This window comes from Centipeda felix, assembly GCF_900186465.1.
GTDB lineage: Bacteria > Bacillota > Negativicutes > Selenomonadales > Selenomonadaceae > Centipeda > Centipeda felix.
Genome location: NZ_LT891947.1, coordinates 80467 through 104791 on the forward strand (window position 1 = coordinate 80467; position 24325 = coordinate 104791).

Genomic DNA, 24325 nt, shown 5'->3' on the forward strand with positions numbered 1-24325 from the left:
GCGGAGCGTTGGCACTGGCGTATGGTGCCGTCATACGATACGTGCCCCTCATTCTACCACAAGATGAAGGAAATGTCATTGGGGCCTATGCGGGGGAACCTCTATATCCGTCAGCCCGAAGTATTCCATCGCACCGTCCTTCGTGACGCCGTTGTCCCAGTCCTCGTAGTAGACGTGGCGCAGGGCGCGGCGCGTGTTCTCGATGCGCGGGAAGTGAACGACGGTCTCGCCGCGTGCGCGGGCGGCCTCGATCTGTGCGATCCGTGCCGCGTCCTCTATCCCCATCTCGTGTGTGAGGAGGAGCGCCGCCGCGCCCGTATAGGCGAGGAGGAGGAACGCCGCCGTGCGCAGCAGGCGGCCTGCCCGGGGGGAGAATTCGCTGCGCACCGATGGATCATTCAGCAGGGCGAGCAGTGCCGCGACGCACATGGCGGCGGAACTGAATGTGGCACGTCCCGGGAAGGTCGGCGCGGCGATCATGACGAGATTGTTGCAGAGGCCGAGCCCGATGAGGCATGCGGCGTAACGCGCGGCGGGAGAGGCGCGCAGCACCTCGCACCAAGAGACCTGCTGCGCAGCGTCGCGGATGGAGGCCTTCGTCAGTCCCAGCAGCGCTTTCATGCGATGGTAGCAGAGCAGAATCACGAGCCAGTAGATCGCCATCTCCTCGAAGCCGTTCATGACATTCGTGAAGAGGAAAATGGTCTTTGGTCTGGTCTGCCCGAGCGGCGTGAGTACCCCCGCGATGACTGTGTCGCGGATGGCGGCCGCGACCCATCCGCCCGTAAAATAGGAGACGGTGAGCAGCAGAAGCAGGCTCCAGAGCACTGCAGAGGCGGCGGTGATGCCGCCTTTGTCAAACGCCGCGACATGTTTTTTTCTGGCGCAGAGGATGAGCGATCCATCTCGCTCTACCGGCAGCCCAGACAGACGGCGCTGGCAGAGACGATATGCCGTGTATATGAGCAGCAGGACGGGCAGGAGGTAGAGCAGCATCTCGCCCTGCCCCGCGATCTGATTGCCAAGGTGGATGAGGATGCCCTTGTCCGCGCCCTGTGCGTCGTAGCGGACGTAGTTGCCGGGCGCGGCGACGAGCCCGATGAGCCCCGCGAGTGCGCCGACGGCACCCGTGAGCATCCACGGTGCGAACGCGCCGTGCCGCCGCGCATAGAGCGTGCAGCCAAGCGCGAGGAGGGTCACGGTCACGGCGAGGTTCTCGATCGACCAGCCCGCGAGTATGCCGAGGAGAAACATCGGCAGGATCGCCCACGCATGACGCGCCCGCTGTCTATCCCCCAGCATTTTCAGCGTGAGATTGTACGGCAGGAGAAAGAGAAAGGCGGGCACCGCCGACCAGAGATAGACCGTCGAGCCGCTTTTCCACACGGCGACCTCGCCAAAATGCGGCAGAGAGAGCCAGAGGAGGAGTGCCGCCAATGCAAGCAGCCCCGGCGTCCGGGTGAGTGCGGCAGAGCGGCGTGCGTGCATCATGACGAGCACGGAGAGCGCGAGGAACATGAGCGCGTTCGCCGCGTCAAAGAGCGGCTTGCCGAGCCAGAGGAAGAGGTCGAGACAGAACACCGTGACCATGCGCCCGCCGTGCAGGAGGTAGTGCTGCATGGCGGAGGTGAGGACATCGGAGAGCGATGCGATGGGCACGCCCGTCTTCCAGACCATCAGATAGTCGTAGTCGTCGCGGTGAAGGGGCATCCAGTGATTGAGCGCGAGCATAAAGGCAAAAATGGCGGCGGCTGTGAGTGCCGTCGCGCCGTATCGGTGCCCTCCGTCATTCGCCTGTGTCAATGTATCTCCTCCTTGCCAGCTTTGCATTGTCAAATTTCTCCCCGTCCAGCTCATCGATCAGATAGCACGGACGACGCTTGCTCTCTGTAAAGACACGCCCGAGGTACTCGCCGATGATGCCGAGCGAGAGCAGCTGCACGCCGCCGAGAAAGAGCAGGACAGTCATGAGCGTCGGATAGCCCGCCACGGGGTCGCCGTAGACGAGCGCATCGACGAGCACGACGACCATGTAGCAGAGCGCGAGCGCGGAGACGATGAGCCCGAGCACCGTCGTCAGGCGCAGCGGCGCGGTCGTAAAGGACGTGATCCCCTCGACGGCGAGCGAGAGCAGCGCGAGATAGCTCCACGTCGTCTTGCCCGCCGCACGCGGCTGCACCTGAAAGGGGATCTCCTTTTTCTTGAACCCCACCCACGTAAAGAGCCCCTTCGTAAACCTCTGATTCTCGCGCAGCAGGCGCAGCGCCGCGACGCAGCGATGATCGAGCAGGGCAAAGTCATAGTTCTGCCCCGTCGGATGCGCGACGGTATACGCCTCCGTGCCCTCGTTGCGCACGGTCAGCTTCAGCAGGAGACGACCGCTCTTTTCGTTCACGGTCAGATCTTCGGAGAGATCGCCGATGCGCACCCCCGCGTAGGTGTTCGATGCCGCGTGCACCGCGGGCGTGTGCGAGGTCGGTATGCTGATGCCGATGCCTCCGCCGATGCCCGCCTCCGCCGCGGGGGCGAGGGCAGGGGCGAGGAGGGCGGCCGTGAGAAGGGCAGCGAATAGTTTCGTGGGGGTCATGGGTATTCCTTCCGTCAATCCAATTATTTTCATCGTATTCGCGCAGAAATGCGATTCCTTAGTAATTTCGACAAAAAAGGGCGAATTACCTTTTCTAGGCGGGATTTTTGTAGTAGAATGAATAGAAACACTGATTATCAGTGGGAAAACCGTCAAAGGAGAAAGTACATGGTCGTAGAAATCATCAGTGTGGGCACGGAGCTGCTCATGGGAAATATCGTGAACACGAACGCACAGCACATCGCGCAGAAACTCGCGCACATGGGGCTGGATGCCTACTATCAGACGGTGGTCGGGGACAATCCCGAGCGCCTGCGCGCCGCACTCGATGTGGCGTATACGCGCGGGGACTGCGTCATCACCACGGGCGGTCTTGGCCCGACGAAGGACGATCTGACAAAGGAGATGCTGATCTCCTACTTTGGCTGCACGCCCGTTGAGGACGAGGAGGCGCTGCGCCGTCTGGAGGAGCGCGCGGCAAAGCGCGGCGTCCCCCTCTCGGAGAGTATGCGCAAGCAGGCGACGGTTCCCTCAGGTGCAGTGGTACTGCAGAACGACCACGGCACGGCACCCGGCGTCATCATTGAGAAGGACGGCCGCGTGTGCATCATGCTCCCCGGCCCGCCGAAAGAGATGAAGCCGATGTTTGCGGATGCATGCCGTCTCTTTCTCGCGGGAAAGAGCGACAAGGCGTTCGTCTCCATGAACATCAAGCTCTACTCCATGGCGGAGCAAGGCTTTCCCGTCGGTGAGGCACAGGTTGCCGATCGGCTCGGCGCACTCGTCGATGGGGAAAACCCGACGGTGGCGACGTACGCGAAGGAGGACGGCTGCCTCGTCCGCGTGACGGCAGCGGCGAAGACCACGGAGGAAGCGCGAATCCTTCTCGCACCGACACTCGCAGAGGTCAGAGCGGCGATTGGGGAAGAGCATATCAGATTGGTGGAAGAGGACTAAATGCAGCTGCGATTTTTTCGGCATGGGCTGGGGGTACTCCTTGCCGTTTTTCTTATTGTGAGTATGACACAGGCATCCGCCGCAGGGAAATCTGTGGAGCGTGGTGCGGAGCGGAGCGGCGTACGTACACCGCCTGCGGCAGCACTGCCCTCCTCCGTGCTCCTGCGCTGGGAGCCCTACAATGGTGCGGTACGCTATGAGGTGCGCATCCTCGTGCGCACGGCGGAGGGGCGTATGGTCGAGCAGCAGAAGCTCAGCCGTGTCTATACGACGGGCGTACACATCCCCTTTACAGGGCTTCTGCCGCAGGACGACCTCTACTGGACAGTGCAGCCGCTTGGCTACGACGGCACGCCGATTGCTGCGGCGTCGGCGCCGCAGCCGGTGTGCAAGGCGCTCGCCGACCCGCCTGCGCCCGTCCTCACGGCGGAGTATGACAAGATGGCATACGCGCCGCTCTACCCCGTCTACTCGTGGATCCCGCTCAGCGGGCAGACCCATCATGAGGTCGAGGTCTACCGCCGCGCGGCCGATGGGCGTGATGTTTTCCTGCATACCCTGCAGGCGGGCGAGCAGGATGTCTATGACGATGCGGCGTTCACTGTGCCGGGACACTATGTCTACCGCGTTCGCGGCGTGACGACGGCGGGGACGCCGATCTCCGACTGGTCGGCGGGCGGCACATTCGATGTCATCTTGCATACACCGATCGCCGCGATCGGGGACAGCATCACGCATGGCGGCGGGGCGATCACACTGCCGCCCTCCTACACGCTCTATGACTGGGAGACGTACTGCACCGTGCCCGTCAAAAACCTCGGGCACAGCGGCGACACGACAGCGGATATGCTCGCGCGGTTTGACCGCGATGTGCTGCCGTTCGCGCCGCGCGTCCTCATCATCATGGGCGGCGTGAACGACTACCGCTCCGGCGTCTACGGTGCACAGACCGTGCGCAACCTCGCCGCCCTTGGGGAGAAATGCCGCGCGCACGGCATCACGCCGATCTTTCTGACGGTGACGCCGATCCGCCCCGTGTGGATGACGAAGCGCATGACGATCATGACGCCGCCCTCGGACTGGATGGATCACCGTGACTACATCAACGACTGGGTGCGTCAGCAGGAGTTCAGCATCGATGTCTCCTCCACGCTTGCGGACGCGAATGGCGAGCTCGAGGCAGCGTACACGACGGATGGACTGCACCCCGACTATATGGGGAAAAATCACATCGGGCAGACGGTGGACGCCTACCTGCGCAGGAATTTCGCTGATGCGGTGGGCGCGGCGGAACGCCGCCTTCGGATTTACAAAGAGACGGGAGAGTAGGGATAGGGCGCACACACTGTGCCGCTTGCTTCCCTATGGCGTATGAGATACAATATAAAAATGATGAAAGGAGCCTCTGTCATGCGACACCTGCGCCGCAGCAGTGCCGCTGTACTGGTCGTGTTGCTCATGTTCTGTGCATATATGGGCTTCGGATACTGGAAGAAACATACGCCCGAGGCAGCACTTGCACATATCGCCCATGCTGTTGCGGCGGAGGACCGCGTGACCTTCGATCAATACGTCGATACGGATGCCGTCCTTGCGTGGCTCTCTGAGGATGCGGCGGCACTGCTCACGGAGAACATCGACGCCCTGCACACGCGCCATCCGAGCGATTGGTTCTTTCGCCACGATGCCGCCTTCATGGAGCAGTATATGGCGGAGCGGCGCGCGGCGGACATTGCCTTTGTGCGTGCCGCGCTGGACTACTACTTTGACTCCTCGCGTGTACCGATCTCGCGCACAGACGGCACGGCGCGGTGGGCGTCCGACGAGATGCGTGCCTTTTCCGCTGCCTACAGCGTGACTGTGGGAGCGGTGCGCACGGACGGCGACCGCGCCTATGCGGATGCTGTACTGCATGGCAGCGACAGCACCTACGGACGGCTTCTGCCGGCGGCGGCCTTTACGCTGGAGCTGGCACGCATGGCGGACGGGCGATGGAAACTCGTGCGCATACGGACGGCGGCGGATGAGAACGGATTCTTCGCTCTCGTCGATGCGGCGGAGCGATACTGGGCTCTTCAGGGCTGGGACTAATAGAAAAGGAAGGAAATGCAGACGATGAAGAAGTACGAACTGACGAAAGAATATTTGACTGGAATCGATATGATCGACAAAGAGCACGGAAAGCTCTTTGATCTCGCGAACGAGTGCTATGAGCTCGTGATGGATGATGCGGGCACTGACCACTACGACCGCATCGTGGAGCTCATCGACGAGCTGCGCGACTATGCGGCGACGCATTTCGCCCATGAGGAGGAGTACATGGAGCGCGTGCAGTACGAGCGGCGCTTCAGCGAGCGGTATCAGCATCTGCGCTTCATCCAGAAACTGAGCGAGGTCGATCTGGACAGTGTGGATGAGAACCAGCAGGAGTATCTGCTCGGCATCCTCGACTTCCTCGCGCGCTGGCTCTATGGACACATCAAGGTGATGGACTGCCGTATCCCAAAGGAAGAGGACGCCGCAGCAAAGTAATTAGCATATTTCTCATACCAAAGGAGTAGCCGCTCAAAGCAGACGAAAGAGGGAAAATGCGCCATGAAGTATGAGTTTACGGATGACTATCTGACGGGGATTGCATCGGTCGACCAGCAACACGCAAAGCTGTTCGATCTGACGAACGAGTGCTACGAGCTCGTGATGGAGGATGCGTCGGAGGATAAGTACGATAAGATCGTCGCGATCCTCGATGAGCTTGCCGCCTATGCCGGCACGCATTTTGCGAGCGAGGAGGCGTATGCCGAGCGCGTCGGCGACCCGCACCGTTTCAGCCATCGCGCGCTGCACCTGCGTTTTATGAAAAAGGTCGGAGAGATTGACCTCGCCAAGGTGGACGAGAATCAGCAGGAGTATCTCCTGAACATCCTCGATTTCCTTGCGCGCTGGCTCTTTGACCACATCAAGGGGCGTGACTGCCATCTGCCGCACGCAGACGGCGGGAAGTGAGCGCAAAACAGAGGGAAGCACAGACAAAAAGACCGCGCAGTGAGCAACTGTGCGGTCTTTTTGCTGTGTATTTGTAGGAGAGTATGGGAGAAGCCGTACGGTGAAGAACGGCTCCTGAGGAAGGCTAACAGGAAATCCCTCAGGCGTTCCTCAAAACTGTGATGTAAGTATAGCATATAAGAGAATGAATTTCAATAGCGTAGAAGAAAATTTTTCATAAAACTTTCATTGAAATGTGTCATAAACAGTGACAAATTGGGAAAAAGGTCTGTAGGCAAGAAACGGGAAAGATTTTATAATGTACGTAGGACAAAGGAACTGTCCAAACAACTCATAAGGAAATGAGGTGATCGTGATGTCTGTACTATCACTTGCATCCGTACTCGACGATCCTGCACGGCAGATCCCCGTTCCGCTGATTATGCGGACGGCGACACCAACGCTTGCACAGGATGGGATTAACGTCGGCGATATCCGTTCGCAGCACTTTGCTCAGCGTGAGCAGATCCGCCTGCTGGCACGTATGGGGGAAGATGCGTACGCAGTAGACATCGAGTCCTTGGCGCGCTCGCTTCACTCGCTGGAGGAGGACATCCGCAAGGAGGCGTCGCGTGAGGTATTCGGTGATGCGTATGTGGTTGAACTGAGTACAAAGGCACAGCAGGCGAACACGGCGGCGGGACAGACGTACCGCGCTGCGTTTGCACAGCAGAACTGAAAGCAAAAAACAGCGGCAGGAACATGATTGTTCCTGCCGCTGTTTTTGTGCTGTGCTTCTTCCTTACTTCCTCACGCGGATCTGGTCGAGGATGAACGGATCCTTGATCTTGCCGTCCTCGGCAAAGAGGATGATCTTCGACAGGATCTCCGCCGTCTTCGGATCCTCGTCGAGGAACGGGAGGAAGAGACGCCCGCGATGCTGGCTGTGGACGGGCAGAACGTTGATCATCGCGCCCGCCTTCTGCTGGATGATGCCGCTGCCGAGGTGGACGGTGTAGTCGCCGAGCTTGCCGTGGATGTGCGCGTGCGCACCCTCGAGCCGCACGTTGTCCAGTTTGAACAGCGGCAGGTTAAACTGGACGATGGCGCGGCGCATCTCGATGGTCGAGTGGCTCGCCTCGGGATCGACGCCGCCGACGTGTGCGACGGAGACGACAAGATCGACGTCACGCATGACCTCGCTGAAGATGAGATCAGGGACATCGTCGATCGGCAGCCGCTTGAAGGTTTTACGGTCGAAGAACTCCACCCACTCCAGTGTCGGCGCCTCGATGTCGGCGGGCGAGTACCAGTCGGCGAGTGCGTAGATGCGTGCGATAATGTTCGCCTTGTAGTAGATGCGCTGCAGCCCCTCACTGCCGTCGATGACCCAGCGGCGCGTCTTGAGCAGAGCAACGGTCTTTGCGGGCTGCACCTGATGCCCCGCATAGCGGTGGCTCGACTCCTTGCCGTGCTCGTCCGCCGTCTTGATGTAGAGCTCGCGGAATACCTGCTTGAACGGCTGACGGATCTCCTTTTCAAAAAGATATTTCTGGTAGTCCGCCCATGTGCCGCTCTCATAGAGATCGAGCGCGTGGGCGATCTTTACCTCTGCGTCCTCCGCGAGCTCCGTGCGCGTGCCGTCCGCAGCGACGAGCGCACCGTCCGCATAGAAGCCGAGAGCTGCGCCCGTCTGAAACACGAGCGGTTTCAGCAGCGGTGCAATGACGGGGTTGTGCTCCATGACGTTTGCAATCTCGCGGGCGAGGAGCGGCGTGCCGTCCTCCATCATCTCCTCGAGCATCTTCTTTGCGCGGCGGTACTGCTCCTTTAGATTCTTCTCTGCGTCCTTCAGCTCGAGCACGTAGGCGTTCTTCTTCAGCTTCGCGGGGACGGCCTTCAGCGGCTTCCCGCCCTTCGTGCAGATGAGCGACACTGCGCCGTCCTCTGCGACGGAGAGGGAGAGCGCGACATCCTCGACCTCCTTCGGGGTGAAATGATCGGCGTGCGCCTTGATGAGCTCCGTCTCCGCCGTCCACACGAGGCGCGTCACATCGTCAAATCCGCAGGCGCGCGCGAGGTTCGAGAGGGCGATCTCCACCGCCTTCTCCTCACTCGCACGGCGCTGCGCCCCGAACTGCTTGCTTTCCTTGAGGAAATTTTGGAGGAACACATAGCGTGCGAGCATATCCTTATCCCGTGCGCGTTTCAGCGGGATCAGGCCGCAGCACATGACGAGATCTTTGTTGCGCTTCGCCGTGATTTCCTTCTCCACATCGGCGAGTTTCAGCGCACCGCGTACGGCATCGGCAAATTTGCGTGCTCGCGCGTGCTTTGCGCCGTTCGAGATGTACTTTGCCGCGTCGTAGAGACTCTCAAAATGCGCCTTGCCGAGCTCCTTGTACGCCGCTTTGAACCAGTCGATGTCGAACGCGCCCTCCTTCAGATCCTCGATCGGGATGGGCGTGTATTTCGCGATCATGCTCGCGCGTTCCTTTGGGATGTCGCTCATGTGCGCTTGGAAGTAGTAGCAGCCGCTCGCCATACTGCGCCAGCCGAGGTATGCCTCGATGAGCGGGATCCACTGCGGCGCGTACATCGCCGCCTCGACGAGGCGCTGCTGGGCGATGCCGGCGTCCTTCAGCGCCGCCTTCAGGTCGGCGGCCGTCTCGCCCGCGTGCGGGTGGCTGACCTTCAGCAGGTGGCTCAGCGTCGATGCCTTTGCCTCGTCCGAGCCCGCGTACCAGCTGCGGCGGTCGAGCTTCAGCGCACCGAGCGCCTGCAGGATGCGCACGAAGAGCTGGATGCCCTCGACGCGTAGGATACTGTCCACGGCGGCGGAGTGGAGCGCGGGTGTATCGCCGCGCCGCAGCTCTGCCGTGACGATGCTGTCGACGACGCGCTGTCCCTCCTCCTTGACAAAGGAAAGCACATCCTCCGTCTGTGCGCCGCGGCATTCGGGGTCATTGCGGTCGGGGAGCGCACCGCTCCGATAGCGCTCGAGCACGCGTATGCGGTTCTGTTCGACCTTTTTCTGATTGCGGCGTGCGTCCTTATCCATATCCTCCGCCTGCACGCCGAGGAGCATCTTGTAGAACGCGTCCTTCTTCTCCATGCCGAGGAGGTGTGCCTTTGCATGCTCGATGATGCCCGTCAGGCCGCCCTCGGGTTCCCCTCCCGCGCGCAGAAGGACATCCTCGATCCGCTCCGCGAGCCGCAGGCGCAGGGCGTAGGACTGTGCGAACTCCGCATCGTCCGCGTAGAGCCGCGCCCCGTGCAGGGCGGCCTGCATCAGTGCATTGTCGTGCGTGATCCGATACGTGCTCGAACTCCAACGCCCCTTTCGCTCCACGAGGTAGAGCTTTTCATCATAGCATTCATAGGCGCGGCGCATCAGCAGCAGCCCCGCGGCAAAGACGAATGGGCGGTTCTCCTCGGCGTGCGTTTCATAGAGCACGCGGATGACGTTTTTCCCCGTCTGCCGTCCGACGTACCCCTCGCCGAAGTAACTCAGCTTCTGCGCGGCAAGGGCGGCGGGGAACGCCGTCCAGTCCCGCCCCGTGATGCGCGTCAGCCCCTCCGTAAAGAGGGCATCCTCCGCCTTTGCCATGAGAACGGCGATGGCGAGCTGATAGAGCACGCGGAAGTCTTTGATCTCCTTTCGATAGAACTCCTCCCAGACCTCCGGGAGCGGGTAGTCTTTGATATTGTTGGGTGCCCTCTTCGTGTGTTCGGTATCCGCGCGCTCGTAAAAGCCCGAGGCCAGCGTCGTCTCCTCCCTGCCGTTCCAGCGGCTCTTGTACTCATAGTCCTCGTGTTCCGTGTAGAGCGCGTCGAGTTTTTCGACGATCGTGAGCAGTTCCTCGTCCGTGCACGGGAAAATATCCTCGAGCGTGACGGTATTGACGACGTGTACGATGTTCGTCGCCGCATCAAAGCCCGCCGCGACCGCCGCATCCGCTGTGTCATGGAGGTCAATGGTGAAGTCGGGCACGTATGCCGCATCGAACAGCGCGTCCTCCGCCTCTGCCGCCGCGTCCGTGCGTGCGAGCTCGTCGATCAGCACCTGCTCGTCCGACGTCGGCTTCTTGATCGTCTGTGCGAGGGCGAGCAGCTCCTCCTGCGGGATGCGCTCGTCCGCCTTGCAGCGCAGGAGCAGGTCGAGCGCGCCGAGCCGCTTGTTCACGTCGCGCTGCGTGAGGAGGCCTGCCATCGTCGCACGGAGCTGCGCATCGGTCTGCCCGTAGAGGAGATCGAGCACCGTGCGGCGTACATTCGCCGTCTTGAGGCGCAGCAGGGCGGCGATGTCGCCCTCGTGGCGCGTGACGAAGTCCCCGCCCATGAGACCCTTTGCTGTCTCAGGTGCCGTGCGGAGCGTGTCGGTAACCTCCGTATCGGGCACCGACGCCGTTGGGTTCTCACGGATGATCCGCGCCGCTGTCTCGGGAGCGAGGCGCAGGAGATCGATGAGTGCCTGCTCCTGCACGGGGCTCAGCGGCGCTTTGAGCAGGAGCGGTGCAGCCCGCTGTCCCGTGTAGCAGGCGGAGAGGATGGGCGCGACGCGATCCGTCAGCGCAGTGCCGGCACAGAGGGCAGCGAGCACCATCGCATTGGACAGTGCTTCCTTCGTCAGCGTCACCCCGTACCACGGGAAAATGCACGGACGGTATTCCTCCTCCTTGCGCTTCATGCGCGCATGGGCGCGTTCGCAGAGGTCGAAGAAACGCGTGGCCTCCTCTGCGTTCGCGAAATACGCCTGTGCGTCGAACTTCTTGACGAAGTCGTCGAGCTCCCGCAGGATGTAGAAATCGCCCGTCACATAGGACAGATAGCAGGCGATTTTCTGCATGTCCGCCGCACTGAGTTCCGCGTCCGTGATGCCAAGGAGCACGCGCTTGGCGACATTTCGCTCGGCCGCGCCGTCCTGCAGGGCGTGCAGGAAGTACGAGACGAGGAGGACGGAGTGCGGACGCCCCTCCCCAATGATCTCCTCCATGGCGGCGATGAGATCCTTTACGTCGTGCAGCCCCTTGCTCCACAGCCCGACCATCGCCTCGACATTGTCCGCGCTGTAGACGAAGGCATCTCCCTCCGCGGGATCGCGCAGCACGCGCATGATGAGCGCGAGGAGTTTCTTGTCCACACGCTCGCTGTCCGTGCCGATGCCGATGGTCGTCGCGATGGCGCGGCGCACGGACGAGAAACGGATGAGATTATGCGCCTCGATCAGCCCCATGATGTAGACGAAGTGCTCCTGCCGCCCGCAGTCCATCGTCTCGCAGATCGCCTGCCGCAGACCCTCCTGCAGTTTCCCCGCGAGGAGGAGCTTGCCGACGAGTTCTGCGAGCTCCGTATTGCGCGCCTTGAAGATGGCGCGGAACACATCGTAGGTGAGGATTTTCGTGTTGTTCTCGCTGAGCAGCATCTCGCGGATGATGGAGAGGACTTCCTCATCGCCGCGGTCAATCCACACGGCGATCTGCTCGGGCACGAGGAAGCTGCTGCCGTACTTTTCCACATCGTAGGCGCCGCGCAGAATCTGCGGCACGGTCAGTCCGGAGAAACGCTGGCGAATCAGCCGCTCTACCAGCGCCCAGATGCGCCCGACGTGCTGATGATAGTCACGCGAGCGGATGAGACGGCGCGTATAGCGGGTTGTGTAGGGATAGTCGGCGAGATTGTGTGCGATAGCGACGAGATCTTTCCGCAGCGCCTCGCCCATCATGAGGTCAAAGGCGGGGTAGAGCGCGGGCGGCAGGACATCATCGTCCACCGTACAGACCACGTCCTTCTTGTTGCGGCGGAAATTCGCCACAACGACATCCCAGTCATAGTCGGGCTCGCCCTTTTTGTCCGTGCGGAAAAAGAGAAAATTCAGCAGTTTTTGGCTCTGCTCATTCAGCGCGGGCATCGCCTCTTTCAGCTCCGCCAAAAGCGCGGCCATGTCCTCATCGCCCAGATACCAGTTGATCATCGTATTCCTCCAGTTACTATACGCCAGCATGATGCAGCGCTCCAAAGCGAACCTTAGTGAAGCAAGTGAGAAAAGTGCGTGTTCTGCCCCCTGTGGACTTCTTTCGTTCAAGCGAAGCGCGTTTAAGAAGTCCACAGGTATTTAGGCAGATAAGCGCACGATCACTTGCGCAACGAGGTGTTCGCGTGGAGCGTGCAGCATCGCATCAGATGAGTGCATAACATCCTCCCTCACCACATACGTCCCGCGAGCATCGTCAGACGCACAAAGGTGATCTCATCGTTCTCCTTCAGCGTGACGGGCGTATCGCACGTCTCGCCGAGCTCCTCCCCGTTCACGAAAATCCGGTAGATGCCGTCCTCGAACGACTGCCGCGCATTCTCGATCGCCGCCGCCGCACTCTGCACCTGCCCGCGATAGTCCACGCCAAAGCCGACCTTGCCGACCGTGCTCGCATCCGCGATCTCCGCGCTCGTCAGATAGCGGAGCGCCGTCTCGCCCGTCTCCGCACGCGCGTTGAACCGCGTGACCTCCGCCGTCACAAACGCATCGATCAGTTCGCCGATATCGTGCACCGCGCCAATCTCATACGGGCGCGTCTCGATGGCATCCCTGCGCTTGCCGATGTGCTTTACATTCACCTGTACCTGCATAACCCTGCCTTTCGTATCGAAAAGACACAATAACTTATCTTAAGGAAGCACTGATAAATTCGGTACAACCATCTTGACGCATCTTTTTTGCCCGCACTTCGGCGGAAAATCCTCCACAGAGCACCACTCTGCGTCCGGTTTTCCACCTCGTTCGGACGAAAAAATCTACGCCAATCTGGCAGACCTCATTTTATCAGTGTTTCCTTATATTATAGTATAGTTGAAGGATTCATACAATAAGAAGGACATTTGTTGTCAATGCGTCATGGCGGATGATGAATATCATCAAAAAATTGATTTTGGATTAAGGGAGGGGCGATTTTTACGATAATATTGTTAAGGAAGCACTGATAAATTCAGCACTACCATCTTGACGCATCTTTTTTGCCCGCACTGTGTCGGCAAATCCTCCACATAGCCCTTGCTATGCGTCCGGTTTGCCTCCTTGTTCGGACGAAAAATCTACGCCAATCTGGCAGACTTCATTTTATCAGCGATTCCTTAGAAGAAAAGAAAGGAAGGCTTGATATGGCATATTTGAGTGTACATGGAACAGATGATGCGGCGCGCGTCCACTCATCCGCCGCCAAACCGTCGAAAAAGCCAGTTGATGGAGAAGTTTTTGCCGCGATGCTCGGCGAGGCGTTGTCGACATCCGATTCCGACGCGAAGCGGAACTCAGTGGAGAATATTTGCAAGTGGTCTGTTGATCCGGAGCATTATCCGGAACCGGATGATGAGGCACTCATTGCGGCTCTCTATAACGATGATCTGCGTGATTATTCCACAATGGCGAAGCCGCGTATCGGCGGACGCCTTGTTGTCTGTCAGAAGAATCCTGACGGTTCGCTTTTCTACTACCCGCCGCGGGATGCATCATTCGAGGAAAAGCGTGCGTTCGTCGACGCGATGAAGGGGCTTTCACGAGAGGAACGCTATCAAGTGAACAATCTTATCTCCGATATGTTCGGCTTCTCTCCCTTTCATCCATTTCTGCATCGGCAGTTGCCGCGAACAGCGGGAGATGTGCAGTCGAGTACACTGTTTGATCTTCTGCGCGATGAAGTGATTAAGGATCTTAAGCAAATGCATGTGGATGATCCAAATCGCCCATGGCGTGAACAGGAAGCGGCGGTACTGGACAAGATTTTTGAACGCAGGGAAGCCGCAAAGCGTTCGGCAATACATTAGGGAAGCACTGATAAATTCAGCACAATCGTCTTGACGCATCTTTTTTCCCGCACGTCGGCGAAAATCTATGCTAAACTGAGGGACTGCTTTATCAGCGATTCCATTAGTCAAACGATTCACGGGAGTACCGCATGAGGCGAATGGCTTCGTGCGGTGCTCTTTTTGTCGTTGAACGAGGAGCGCCTTGATATTCCCGCCTTGACAATATTCGCCCCAATGCATACTATGATAGTAGAGTAAGAGGAGGAAGTGGATCAGTGAGCATCATCAAGAAGGACATCCCTGCGGAGTACAATATGCTGATTCAAAAACTCCGCCTGATCGACGATACATTCTTTAATGTCTGTTTTGATAACTATACCGAAGGGATGCAGCTCCTGCTGCGCATCTTCTTTGATCGAGATGATCTCGTTGTTCGGCGCGTTGTTACACAGCAGAGTGCGGACAATCTCTACGGGCGCGGGGTGCGTTTTGATGTGCTGGCAGAGGACAGCGAGGGGAAACTCTACGACTGCGAAGTCCAGCGGGCAAACGAAGGCGCAGCTGCGCGCCGGGCGAGATACAACAGCAGCATGATGGACTCGCGCGAGCTGGCAAAAGGAGCGGAGTTCGCGGCACTCCCGGAGACGTGGGTGATCTTCATCACAGAAAATGACATCTATCAAGCAGGATGCCCTCTGTATCACGTCGAGCGGATTGTCCAAGAAACGCAGCGTCCATTCGATGATGGGGCGCATATCCTCTATGTCAACGGAGCGAACCGAGACGACACACCGCTCGGGCGGCTGATGCAGGACTTTTTCTGTGAGCGTCCGGAGCAGATGAATTATGCGGAACTTGCGAAACGAGCAGATTATTAAGGAATCGCTGATAAAATGAAGTCCGTCAGATTGGCGTAGATTTTTCGTCCGATTGAGGAGGCAAACCGGACGCATAGCGGAGGCTATGTGGAGGATTTGCCGACAAAAAGCGGGCAAAAAAGATGCGCTAAGATGGCGGTGCTGAATTTATCAGTGCTTCCTTCAGGCAGAAGCAGAGGGGGTCAATGCCATGTGTGAACTGATGGAAAAATTTGGGGAAAAGAAGTTGGAAGAGGGGCGTGCCGAAGGTCGTATCGAGTCGGCACGTCGGACGGCGACGGCATTGCTCGCGCTGGGGAAGCTCACGCCCTCTCAGATCGCTGAGGCAACAGAACTGTCACAGGAAGAGGTAAAACGCTTGGCAGGGACGCTTGGGGTGTAACCTTGATTAGATAACAGTGTCGAATTGATCTATGTATTTTTCTACTCACGGGAGTACCGCATGAGGCTGAGGGCTTCGTGCGGTGCTCCTTTTTTATGAGCAAAATGTTCACGCAATTAGCATGGCCATGAAGCAATAATGAGAATCTCACGCAAGATTCATCATATATGAATTGAGAATATTATTCGATTGTAGAATTTGCCTAAAACTGTGATATAACTCACATTCTAGAGACAAGGATTATAGTAACATAAAAGAACCTATGTAATGTGTTTTTTCTGTGTAAAGGAAGCACTGATGAATTCAGAACCGCCATCTTAGGGCCTGTTTTATCAGCGATTCCTAAACAGAACAGCGGAGGGGTGAAGGCGTGAGCAGTATCTTTCAAAAATTCAAGTATCTGATTCCTACGTCGACTTCTGCGGATGGTCATCAGGAGACGCGCGAGGGCGGACGTACATGGGAGAACATGTACCGTGATCGCTGGTCATTTGACAAGACCGTACGCACGACGCATGGCGTCAACTGCACGGGCTCGTGCAGCTGGAACGTCCACGTCAAGAACGGGATCGTAGCGTGGGAGAATCAGGCGACGGACTACCCGGAGACGGCGCCCGATATGCCGGACTTCGAGCCGCGCGGCTGTCCGCGTGGGTCGACGTTCTCCTGGTATCTCTACAGTCCGCACCGCGTGAAGTTCCCGTACCTGCGCGGGGAGCTCGCGGCTCTCTGGCGTGAGGCGCGTGCGTCGCACGCGAATGCATACGAGGCGTGGAAGAGCATCGCCTCGGATCCCGTGAAGCAGAAAAAGTACAAAGAGGCACGCGGCATGGGCGGCTTTGTGCGCTCCAACTGGGAGGAGGTCAGCGAGCTGATCGCCGCCTCCGTGCTCTATACGGCGTATACCTACGGCTCCGACCGTATCTTCGGCTTCTCCGTTATCCCGGCGATGTCGATGCTGAGCTATGCGGCGGGCATCCGTTTCATGCAGCTGATGGGTGGTGTCGGCCTCTCGTTCTACGACTGGTACGCCGACCTCCCGCCTGCGAGCCCGCAGATCTGGGGCGAGCAGACGGACGTGCCCGAGTCAAGCGACTGGTACAACGCGGGCTACCTCATCACATGGGGCTCGAATGTGCCGCTGACGCGTACGCCGGACGCACATTTTATGGCGGAGGTGCGCTACAAGGGGACGAAGGTCGTCTCCATCGCGCCCGACTACGCCGAGTCGTCGATGTTCGCGGATACGTGGATTTCGCTGAAGGTCGGCAGTGACTCTGCCCTCGCGATGGCGATGGGACACGTCATCCTGAAGGAATACTATGTTGACAAGACCGTCCCGTTCTTCGTCGAGTACACGCGGAAATATACGGACTTCCCGTTCCTCGTGCGCATCGAAAAGCGCGCGGACGGCACGTATATCCCGGGGCGCATGCTCTCCTCGCGCGACATGGGACGCGACGAGAAGCACGCGGAGTTCCGCTACTATGTGGTGGACGATGTGACGGGCGAGATCGTCATCCCGAACGGCACACTCGCCGAGCGCTGGAGCGATCAGGAGAAATGGAACATCCGCGAGGAGAACCGCGACACGGGCGCGGAGATCTGCCCGCGTCTCTCCGTCTGGGATGATAAGACGGGGACGGTGGAGGTCGAGCTGCCGTACTTTGGCAACGACCGCGAAAAGCGCACGCTGACGCGTGCACTCCCCGTGCGCAGCGTCAAGACCGCAGACGGCGAGGTGCTCGTCACGACGGTCTACGATCTGACGCTCGCGAACTATGCGATTGACCGCGGCATCGGCGGCGAGAGTGCGGGCTCCTACGAGGACGATACGCCCTATACGCCCGCATGGCAGGAGAAGTACACGGGCATCGCACCCGACCTCGTCATCAAGACGGCGCGCGAGATCGCGGACAATGCGATCAAGACGAACGGGCGCACGATGATCATCATGGGCGGCGGCATCAACCACTGGTTCCACGCCGACATCGTCTACCGCACGATCATCAACCTCCTGCTCTTCACGGGCTGCGAGGGACGCAACGGCGGCGGCTGGGCGCACTACGTCGGGCAGGAGAAGCTCCGCCCGAACGAGGGCTGGGCGCGCATTATGTCGGGCTCCGACTGGCAGGCTCCGCCGAAGATGCTGAACTCCACGTCGTTCTACTATTTTGCGACCGACCAGTGGCGCAGCGACGAGATCCAGACGGACGCGCTCGCGGCGGCAAACGAGACGGCGCGCTATACGCATCCGGCGGACTACGCCCTGCTCGCGGCACGTCTCGGCTGGGCCCCCGCCTATCCGACGTTCAACCGCGGCTCGAACCAGATCGCCGCAGACGCGAAGTCGGCGGGCTACGAGGGCACGGATGGCATCAAGCAGTATGTCGTGAAGAGCCTGAAGGACGGCAGCCTCGACTTTGCGTGGGCGGACCCCGATGCACCCCAGAACTTCCCGCGCAACCTCTTCGTCTGGCGCTGCAACCTCCTCGGCTCGTCCGCGAAGGGCAACGACTACTTCCTCAAGTATCTCCTCGGCACGGAGAACAGCATCTTCCAGGAGGAGGATGCCGCCGTCCGTCCGCAGGAGGTCAAGTGGCGTGAGAAGGAGGAGCTCGAAAAGCCGGGCGGCGCGCTCGACGGCAAGCTCGACCTGCTCGTTGCGCTCGATTTCCGCATGGCGGGCAACGCGCTCTACTCCGACGTCGTCCTGCCGACGGCGACGTGGTACGAGAAGACCGACATCTCCTCGACGGATATGCATCCCTTCGTCCATCCGTTCCAGCCGGCGGTCGATCCGCTCTGGGAGTCGCGGACGGACTGGGATATCTACCGCACGCTCGCACAGGCGGTCTCCGCTGTCGCGAAGGATGCGGGACTCACCCCGTACACGAACATCGCCGCGACCCCGCTCGGGCACGACAGCGAGGCAGAGCTGGCACAGCCCGACGGCGTCGTGCGCGACTGGAAAAAGGGAGAGTGTGAGCCGATCCCCGGCAAGACGATGCCGAACATCGCCGCGAATACGATCGACTACACGAAACTCTATGAGAAGTGGATTGCACTCGGGCCGAATGCGGGCGGCAAGACGGCGAGCCACGGCAATACGTGGGACTCGGCAGAGGACTACGAGGAAATCCGCCGGCGCAACGGCATCATCGACAACAAGGACTATGTGTCCTACGGCTGCCCCTCGATCTACGAGGCACGGCAGGCGATCGACGCGGTGCTCGGCATGTCGCCGACGACCTGCGGCAGGACGGCCGTCCGTGCATGGGCGGCGGTCGAAAAGCGCACGGGACTTTCGAACCTCACGAAGCTCGCGAAGGATCGCGAGGAGGAGCGCTTTACCTACGATCAGGTCATTGCGCAGCCGCGTGAGACGATCACGGCGCCGACCTTTACGGGCAGCAATCAGAACCGCCGCTACACGCCCTTTACGAACAATGTGGAGGAGCTGATTCCGTTCCGCACGCTGACGGGACGCCAGCATTTCTACATGGATCATGAGGTCATGCGCGAGTTCGGCGAGGCACAGGCGGTCTACCGCCCGATCCTCGATTTCCGCCCGATGAACAAGTCGCTGAACGGTCCGCAGAAGGAGATCACGCTGAAGTATCTCACGCCGCACAACAAGTGGAGTACGCACAGCATGTACTTCGATGCGCAGCAGATGCTCACGATGTTCCGCGGCGGCCAGAGCGTCTGGATGAGCGAGAAGGACGCGGCGGAGATCGGCGTGAAGGACAACGACTGGATCGAGCTCTACAACCGCAACGGCGTTGTCGCCTCGCGCGTCGTCGTCTCGCCGCGCATTCCGCAGGGCGCAGTCTTTATGCACCACGCGCAGGACCGCCACATCAACGTGCCGGGCTCGAAGCTCTCCGGGACGCGCGCGGGAACGCACAACACCCCGACGCACATTCACATGAAGCCCACCCACCTCATCGGCGGCTACGGGCAGCTCAGCTATGGATTTAACTACTACGGCCCGACGGGCAACCAGCGCGACTCGTATGTCGTCGTGCGGCGCATGGAGGAGGTAGATTGGCTTGAAGATTAAAGCACAGATCGCGATGGTCATGAATCTCGACAAGTGCATTGGCTGTCATACGTGCTCCATCCTGTGCAAGAACGTCTGGACGAACCGGCGCGGCGCGGAGTATATGTATTTCAACAACGTCGAGACAAAACCCGGCATCGGCTATCCGAAGCAGTGGGAGAATCAGGAAAAATGGAAGGGCGGCTGGGAGCTGAAGGACGGCGAGCTGAGCCTCAAGACCGGCGGCAAGATCTCGCGCCTCGCGAAGCTCTTTTACCATCCGCAGCAGCCCGAGATGGACGACTACTATGAGCCGTGGACATACGACTATGAGACGCTGATCCACACGAAGCGGCGCAACCACCAGCCCGTGGCGCGTCCGCGCTCGCTCATCACGCAGAAGCGCATGGAGATCAAATGGGGCCCGAACTGGGAGGACGACCTCGCCGACGGACAGTCCGCACGCAAGGACTACAACCTCGGCAAGATCGGACAGGAGATCACGCTTGAGTTCCACGACATCTTCATGAAGCATCTGCCGCGTCTCTGCAACCACTGCCTCAACCCTGCCTGCGTCGCGGCGTGCCCCTCGGGCGCGATCTACAAGCGCGACGAGGACGGCGTGGTGCTGATCTCGCAGGACGGCTGCCGCGGCTGGCGTCACTGCGTCCCCGCGTGCCCGTACAAGAAGATCTACTACAACTGGGAGACGAACAAGGCGGAGAAGTGCGTATTCTGCTTCCCGCGCCTGGAGAACGGGCTGCCGACCGTCTGCAGCGACGGCTGCGTCGGACGCATGCGCTATCTCGGCGTGCTGCTCTACGATGCGGACAAGGTGAAGGCGGCGGCATCGACCCCCGATCCGAAGGACATCTACAAGGCGTACCTCGATGCGCTCTGCGATCCGAACGATCCCGCAACGGTGAAGGCGGCGCACGAGGCAGGCATCCCGGACCGCTGGATCCGCGCGGCACAGAACTCGCCCTCGTATAAGCTGATCGCCGAGTGGCAGCTCGCGTTCCCGCTCCATCCGGAGTACCGCACGCTGCCGAACATCTGGTACGTCCCGCCCCTCAGTCCGATCGCACGGCGCGCCGAGGAGAAGGTATTCTTCCCCGGCGCAGCAGAGATGCGCATCCCCGTCGCCTATCTCGCCCAGCTCCTCACGGCGGGCGACACGGCGGCGATCGAGCGCGTCCTCGGCGTACTGCTCGAGCTGCGCACCTACATGCGCACGAAGCAGACGGGCGAGCCGCTGCCCGCGGGACTCACGCACGATGCGGAGACCTACGAGGCGATGTACCGTCTGCTCGGCATCGCAAAGCGCCGCGATCGGTTCAACATCCCCGCAGGCGTGCAGGACGTATCGCAGGATAAACTGCGCGAGCTGCAGGGGACGGCAGGCTATGCCTGTCCCGGGGGGTGCTGATGATGGAGACAAACAGCATTCAAAAGGAGCTGCTCCTCACCTCCTATCTCTTTGAGTATCCCTCCAAGGAATGGTGGGGGGATGTGAAGGAGTGCGCCGCCGAGGCGCATACCGTCGAGCGCCCGCAGTCGCGCGAGGTGCTTGAGGAGTTCTTTGACTACGTGGAGGAAAGCGACCCGACGGAGTATGAGGACGCATACGTGCGTGCCTTCGACTTCTCCCAGAACACGAACCTCTACCTCACGACGCACAACCGCACCGATTTCGGCAAGCAGTCCGAGGAGATGCTCGCGTACAAGCAGCTCTTCCTCGATGCGGGCTATGACCTCGACCATGAGCTGCCCGACTACCTGCCCGCGATCCTTGAGCTCGCAGCAGCCGTACCCGAGGAGCGTGCCGCACACATCCTCGGCGCGGTGCGCCCGAAGCTGGAGCTCCTGCGTGACCGTCTGATCGAGGCGAAGCTGCCCTACGCGTTTCTGCTCGATGTCGTCCTCACAGGGGCGGCGCATCTGGAAGGGAGGACGGCATCATGAAACAGTTTGTCTGGGGCGCGCTCCCCTACATTGCGTTCACGTTCCTCATCGTGGGGACGATCGTGCGCTACACCGTCTTTGAGCGGAACTGGACGACGAAGTCCAGCCAGTTCCTCACGAAGGGGAACCTCCCGCTCGCAGGCCCCATGTTCCACCTCGGCCTCGTCATGGCACTCGGCGGACACATCATCGGCGTGCTCATCCCGAAGGCGGCGACGGAGGCGGTGGGCATCAACGAGCACCTTTATCACATGATCGCGCTCGGCGGCGGTACGCCCGCGGGGATTCTCTTCTTCCTCGGCTTCATCCTCCTGCTCGGCCGCCGTTTCGGCACCGACCGCATGGCGGTGAACACGTCGTCGATGGATCGTTTCCTCTATTTCTTCCTCTTCCTTGCCATCTTCACGGGCTGTGCGGCAACAGGTCTCAACGCCTTGGAGGGCGGGTTTGACTACCGCGAGACCATCGCGCCATGGTTCCGCTCCGTCCTTGCGCTCAGCCCCGACATCTCCTATATGGAGAACGTGCCGCTCATGTTCCGCCTGCACATGCTCGCGTGGATGTCGGTCGCGATACTCTTCCCGTTCTCGCGTCTCGTCCACTGCCTCAGCGCACCGTTTGAGTATCTCTGGCGCAGCCCGATCATCTATCGGAAAAAGTAATGCACGACCGTAGTATACCTGAAAGCCTCTGCATCATTGGATGCGGGGGCTTTTTCTGTTGACCAAAGGCATAGAAGCCGATATAATAGAGAGACACGTATAGAGAGGAAAGGGTGGAGTGTGCGATGGGAGAGCCAAATGCTGATGAGCTGATCCGCACGACGCTGGGTCGGCGGACGGAGGAGCTGCGCGCGACGCTCGCGGCCGATCTCGAGACCGCGTGGAAGCATGGCGTGGAGGCCGGCAAGGCGGAGGGATTTGCCGAGGGCGAGTTCCGCGGGCGCAAGCAGGGCGTCATCCGCGTGGCGATGAACTGCCTGCGTGCGGGGATTGATACGGCGGTCGTCGCCAAGGCGGCGGAGCTGCCCGAGCCGATCATCAAGAAGCTCGCGCAGGACAACGGCATCGAGATCGCGTAAGAGATGCGCGATCTCGATGACTGAGGAAACACTGATGATTTGATGCGGCACACGCCGCATCTTTTTTGTATGCGTCGATTCGGGCGATGCATGGATAAAGAAGCACGGTGAGGGAAGTATTTTCCTGTGATATGGGAAAGGAGCACAGTATGGCATTTCCGAAGGATTTCCTCTGGGGCGGGGCGGTCGCCGCGAATCAGTGTGAGGGCGCGTACCATGCGGACGGCAAGGGGCTCGACATACAGGACATCATGCCGCATGGCATCATGGGGGCACCGACGGCAGAGCCGACCGCGGACAATCTAAAGCTCACGGCGATCGACTTTTACCATCAGTATCGGGAGGATATCGCCCTCTTTGCCGAGATGGGGTTCAAGGTGTTCCGCACGTCGATTGCGTGGAGCCGCATCTATCCGAACGGGGACGACGCGGAGCCGAACGAGGCGGGGCTGCAGTTCTACGATGATCTCTTTGACGAGTGTCTGCGACATGGCATCGAGCCGCTCGTCACGATCTCGCACTACGAGACGCCGCTCCACCTCGCGAAAACATACAATGGCTGGATGAGCCACGACCTCATCGGCTTCTACGAACGCTATGTGCGCACGATCTTTACGCGCTATCGGGATAAAGTAAAATACTGGCTGACGTTCAACGAAATCAACTCCGTGCTGCACGAGCCGCTGCTCTCGGGCGGCATCATGACGCCGAAGGCGGAGCTGTCGCTGTCGGATCTCTATCAGGCGTGTCATCATGAGTTCGTTGCCTCGGCACGCGCGGTCAAGATCGGGCATGAGATCATCCCGGACGCCAAGATCGGCTGCATGATCCTCGCGATGCCGACCTATCCGCTGACCCCCGCACCCGACGACATGATCGCCGTCATGCAGGCGGAGCATTTTAACGACTTCTTCGGCGACATGCACGTACGCGGTGTGTACCCCGGCTATATGAAACGGTACTTTCGTGAGAACGGCATCGAGATCAGGGCGACGGAGGAGGAGCTGCGCCTCCTGCGGGAGCACACGGTGGACTTCGTTTCGTTCAGCTACTACGTCAGTATCTGTGAGGGCGCAGGCGGTACGGCGGGCGGCGGCAACATCCTCGGCGGGAAGAAAAACCCGTATCTGCGGGCAAGCGAATGGGGCTGGCAGATCGACCCGCAAGGGCTGCGGCTCGTGCTCAACCGCTTCTATGACCGCTGGCAGAAGCCGCTCTTCATCGTGGAGAACGGGCTGGGCGCAAAGGACGTGCTCGTCGCGGACGGCGCGGGCGGCATGACGGTGGAGGACGACTATCGCATCGATTATCTGAACGATCATCTCGTGCAGGTGGAGGAGGCCATCGCCGACGGCGTGCCCGTCATGGGCTATACGACGTGGGGCTGCATCGACCTCGTGAGCGCGTCGACCGCGCAGATGAGCAAGCGTTACGGCTTCATCTACGTCGACCGAAATGACGACGGGACGGGAACGCTCGCGCGGTACCGCAAGAAATCGTTCCACTGGTATAGGAACGTGATCGCGACCAATGGGGGCTGTTTGCAGCGCACGACGGAATGAGATGTGGGCTCCCTTGCCCGAGGCACACGCGCAGCGCACACTGTTTTGTGAAAAACATTACAAAACACGTGCAAGCGTGACATAAA

At 60.0% G+C, this 24325-nt stretch carries 19 protein-coding genes and 2 pseudogenes; 16 read left to right on the forward strand and 5 right to left on the reverse strand.

What is annotated here, in order from left to right; genetic code table 11:
• Positions 1–75: 75 nt before the first annotated feature.
• Complete coding sequence (locus tag C1713_RS00555; protein ID WP_102492693.1) at positions 76–1803, reverse strand: DUF3329 domain-containing protein; 1728 nt, start codon at positions 1801–1803, stop codon at positions 76–78.
• Entirely contained in the window at positions 1787–2587 is an 801-nt protein-coding gene (locus C1713_RS12190) for a glycosyltransferase (protein WP_245870867.1), read from the reverse strand. The genes C1713_RS00555 and C1713_RS12190 overlap by 17 nt, the downstream gene beginning before the upstream one ends.
• A gap of 168 nt (positions 2588–2755) precedes the next feature.
• On the opposite strand from C1713_RS12190, the gene C1713_RS00565 reads away from it, so the two are divergent.
• From C1713_RS00565 to C1713_RS00590, 6 genes are all read left to right on the forward strand, one after another.
• Entirely contained in the window at positions 2756–3544 is a 789-nt protein-coding gene (locus C1713_RS00565) for a molybdopterin-binding protein (protein ID WP_102492695.1), read from the forward strand.
• A complete protein-coding gene (locus tag C1713_RS00570) occupies positions 3545–4873 on the forward strand; it encodes an SGNH/GDSL hydrolase family protein (protein ID WP_102492696.1) in 1329 nt (442 codons plus the stop codon).
• An 81-nt stretch (positions 4874–4954) separates the two neighbouring features.
• A complete protein-coding gene (locus tag C1713_RS00575; protein WP_245870869.1) occupies positions 4955–5635 on the forward strand; it encodes a hypothetical protein in 681 nt (226 codons plus the stop codon).
• A 15-nt stretch (positions 5636–5650) separates the two neighbouring features.
• Positions 5651–6076 carry a bacteriohemerythrin gene (locus C1713_RS00580; protein ID WP_102492697.1) on the forward strand — a complete coding sequence of 142 codons (426 nt, stop codon included), beginning with the start codon at positions 5651–5653 and terminating at the stop codon, positions 6074–6076.
• A 63-nt stretch (positions 6077–6139) separates the two neighbouring features.
• On the forward strand, positions 6140–6547 hold the full coding sequence (locus tag C1713_RS00585) for a bacteriohemerythrin (protein ID WP_102492698.1): 408 nt from the start codon (positions 6140–6142) through the stop codon (positions 6545–6547).
• 355 nt (positions 6548–6902) lie between these two features.
• On the forward strand, positions 6903–7265 hold the full coding sequence (locus C1713_RS00590) for a hypothetical protein (protein WP_009753268.1): 363 nt from the start codon (positions 6903–6905) through the stop codon (positions 7263–7265).
• A gap of 63 nt (positions 7266–7328) precedes the next feature.
• Here C1713_RS00590 and C1713_RS00595 read toward each other — a convergent pair whose 3' ends face one another.
• The 3 genes from C1713_RS00595 to C1713_RS12195 all read right to left on the reverse strand — a co-directional run bounded on the left by C1713_RS00595 (position 7329) and on the right by C1713_RS12195 (position 13615).
• Positions 7329–12500: a DUF4132 domain-containing protein gene (locus tag C1713_RS00595; protein ID WP_102492699.1), complete on the reverse strand. Its 5172-nt coding sequence runs from the start codon at positions 12498–12500 to the stop codon at positions 7329–7331.
• A 230-nt stretch (positions 12501–12730) separates the two neighbouring features.
• A complete protein-coding gene (locus tag C1713_RS00600; protein WP_102492700.1) occupies positions 12731–13153 on the reverse strand; it encodes a hypothetical protein in 423 nt (140 codons plus the stop codon).
• 336 nt (positions 13154–13489) lie between these two features.
• The gene (locus tag C1713_RS12195) at positions 13490–13615 is read right to left on the reverse strand and encodes a secretion protein HlyD (protein WP_071586098.1); all 126 of its coding nucleotides are present in this window, start codon (positions 13613–13615) and stop codon (positions 13490–13492) included.
• 66 nt (positions 13616–13681) lie between these two features.
• On the opposite strand from C1713_RS12195, the gene C1713_RS00620 reads away from it, so the two are divergent.
• The 10 genes and pseudogenes from C1713_RS00620 (at position 13682) to C1713_RS00665 (ending at position 24239) form a co-directional block, all read left to right on the forward strand.
• A complete protein-coding gene (locus C1713_RS00620) occupies positions 13682–14344 on the forward strand; it encodes a hypothetical protein (protein ID WP_102492719.1) in 663 nt (220 codons plus the stop codon).
• 296 nt (positions 14345–14640) lie between these two features.
• Positions 14641–15201, forward strand: a pseudogene (locus C1713_RS00625) (PD-(D/E)XK nuclease family transposase); the annotation flags it as partial.
• A gap of 42 nt (positions 15202–15243) precedes the next feature.
• Positions 15244–15402, forward strand: a complete 159-nt coding sequence (locus C1713_RS12200; RefSeq protein WP_245870881.1) for a secretion protein HlyD — start codon at positions 15244–15246, stop codon at positions 15400–15402.
• A pseudogene (locus C1713_RS00635) lies at positions 15371–15586 on the forward strand (nuclease); the annotation flags it as partial. The gene C1713_RS12200 and the pseudogene C1713_RS00635, both read left to right, overlap by 32 nt.
• Before the next feature lie 370 nt (positions 15587–15956).
• Positions 15957–19652, forward strand: coding sequence for a nitrate reductase subunit alpha (locus tag C1713_RS00640; protein ID WP_102492703.1), 3696 nt, complete (start codon positions 15957–15959; stop codon positions 19650–19652).
• Positions 19642–21060, forward strand: coding sequence for a nitrate reductase subunit beta (gene narH / locus C1713_RS00645; RefSeq protein ID WP_006690406.1), 1419 nt, complete (start codon positions 19642–19644; stop codon positions 21058–21060). Before C1713_RS00640 ends, narH begins: the two co-directional genes overlap by 11 nt.
• A 2-nt stretch (positions 21061–21062) precedes the next feature.
• On the forward strand, positions 21063–21596 hold the full coding sequence (gene narJ, locus C1713_RS00650) for a nitrate reductase molybdenum cofactor assembly chaperone (RefSeq protein ID WP_170950737.1): 534 nt from the start codon (positions 21063–21065) through the stop codon (positions 21594–21596).
• Positions 21593–22258, forward strand: a complete 666-nt coding sequence (gene narI / locus C1713_RS00655; RefSeq protein ID WP_102492705.1) for a respiratory nitrate reductase subunit gamma — start codon at positions 21593–21595, stop codon at positions 22256–22258. The genes narJ and narI overlap by 4 nt, the downstream gene beginning before the upstream one ends.
• A 125-nt stretch (positions 22259–22383) precedes the next feature.
• The gene (locus tag C1713_RS00660; protein WP_102492706.1) at positions 22384–22677 is read left to right on the forward strand and encodes a hypothetical protein; all 294 of its coding nucleotides are present in this window, start codon (positions 22384–22386) and stop codon (positions 22675–22677) included.
• A 149-nt stretch (positions 22678–22826) separates the two neighbouring features.
• Positions 22827–24239, forward strand: coding sequence for a glycoside hydrolase family 1 protein (locus C1713_RS00665; RefSeq protein WP_102492707.1), 1413 nt, complete (start codon positions 22827–22829; stop codon positions 24237–24239).
• The last annotated feature ends 86 nt before the right edge of the window (positions 24240–24325 follow it).

What these genes read in the sequence shown, in the direction of transcription:
- C1713_RS00585 (WP_102492698.1), top strand. Translation starts at nt 6,140, where the DNA reads ATGAAGTATGAGTTTACGGATGACTATCTGACGGGGATTGCATCGGTC.
- C1713_RS00660 (WP_102492706.1), top strand. Translation starts at nt 22,384, where the DNA reads ATGGGAGAGCCAAATGCTGATGAGCTGATCCGCACGACGCTGGGTCGG.
- C1713_RS00590 (WP_009753268.1), top strand. Translation starts at nt 6,903, where the DNA reads ATGTCTGTACTATCACTTGCATCCGTACTCGACGATCCTGCACGGCAG.
- C1713_RS00580 (WP_102492697.1), top strand. Translation starts at nt 5,651, where the DNA reads ATGCAGACGATGAAGAAGTACGAACTGACGAAAGAATATTTGACTGGA.
- C1713_RS00665 (WP_102492707.1), top strand. Translation starts at nt 22,827, where the DNA reads ATGGCATTTCCGAAGGATTTCCTCTGGGGCGGGGCGGTCGCCGCGAAT.
- narJ (WP_170950737.1), top strand. Translation starts at nt 21,063, where the DNA reads ATGGAGACAAACAGCATTCAAAAGGAGCTGCTCCTCACCTCCTATCTC.
- C1713_RS00565 (WP_102492695.1), top strand. Translation starts at nt 2,756, where the DNA reads ATGGTCGTAGAAATCATCAGTGTGGGCACGGAGCTGCTCATGGGAAAT.
- narI (WP_102492705.1), top strand. Translation starts at nt 21,593, where the DNA reads ATGAAACAGTTTGTCTGGGGCGCGCTCCCCTACATTGCGTTCACGTTC.
- C1713_RS12190 (WP_245870867.1), bottom strand. Translation starts at nt 2,587, where the DNA reads ATGACCCCCACGAAACTATTCGCTGCCCTTCTCACGGCCGCCCTCCTC.
- C1713_RS00600 (WP_102492700.1), bottom strand. Translation starts at nt 13,153, where the DNA reads ATGCAGGTACAGGTGAATGTAAAGCACATCGGCAAGCGCAGGGATGCC.
- C1713_RS00595 (WP_102492699.1), bottom strand. Translation starts at nt 12,500, where the DNA reads ATGATCAACTGGTATCTGGGCGATGAGGACATGGCCGCGCTTTTGGCG.
- C1713_RS00575 (WP_245870869.1), top strand. Translation starts at nt 4,955, where the DNA reads ATGCGACACCTGCGCCGCAGCAGTGCCGCTGTACTGGTCGTGTTGCTC.
- C1713_RS00570 (WP_102492696.1), top strand. Translation starts at nt 3,545, where the DNA reads ATGCAGCTGCGATTTTTTCGGCATGGGCTGGGGGTACTCCTTGCCGTT.
- C1713_RS00620 (WP_102492719.1), top strand. Translation starts at nt 13,682, where the DNA reads ATGGCATATTTGAGTGTACATGGAACAGATGATGCGGCGCGCGTCCAC.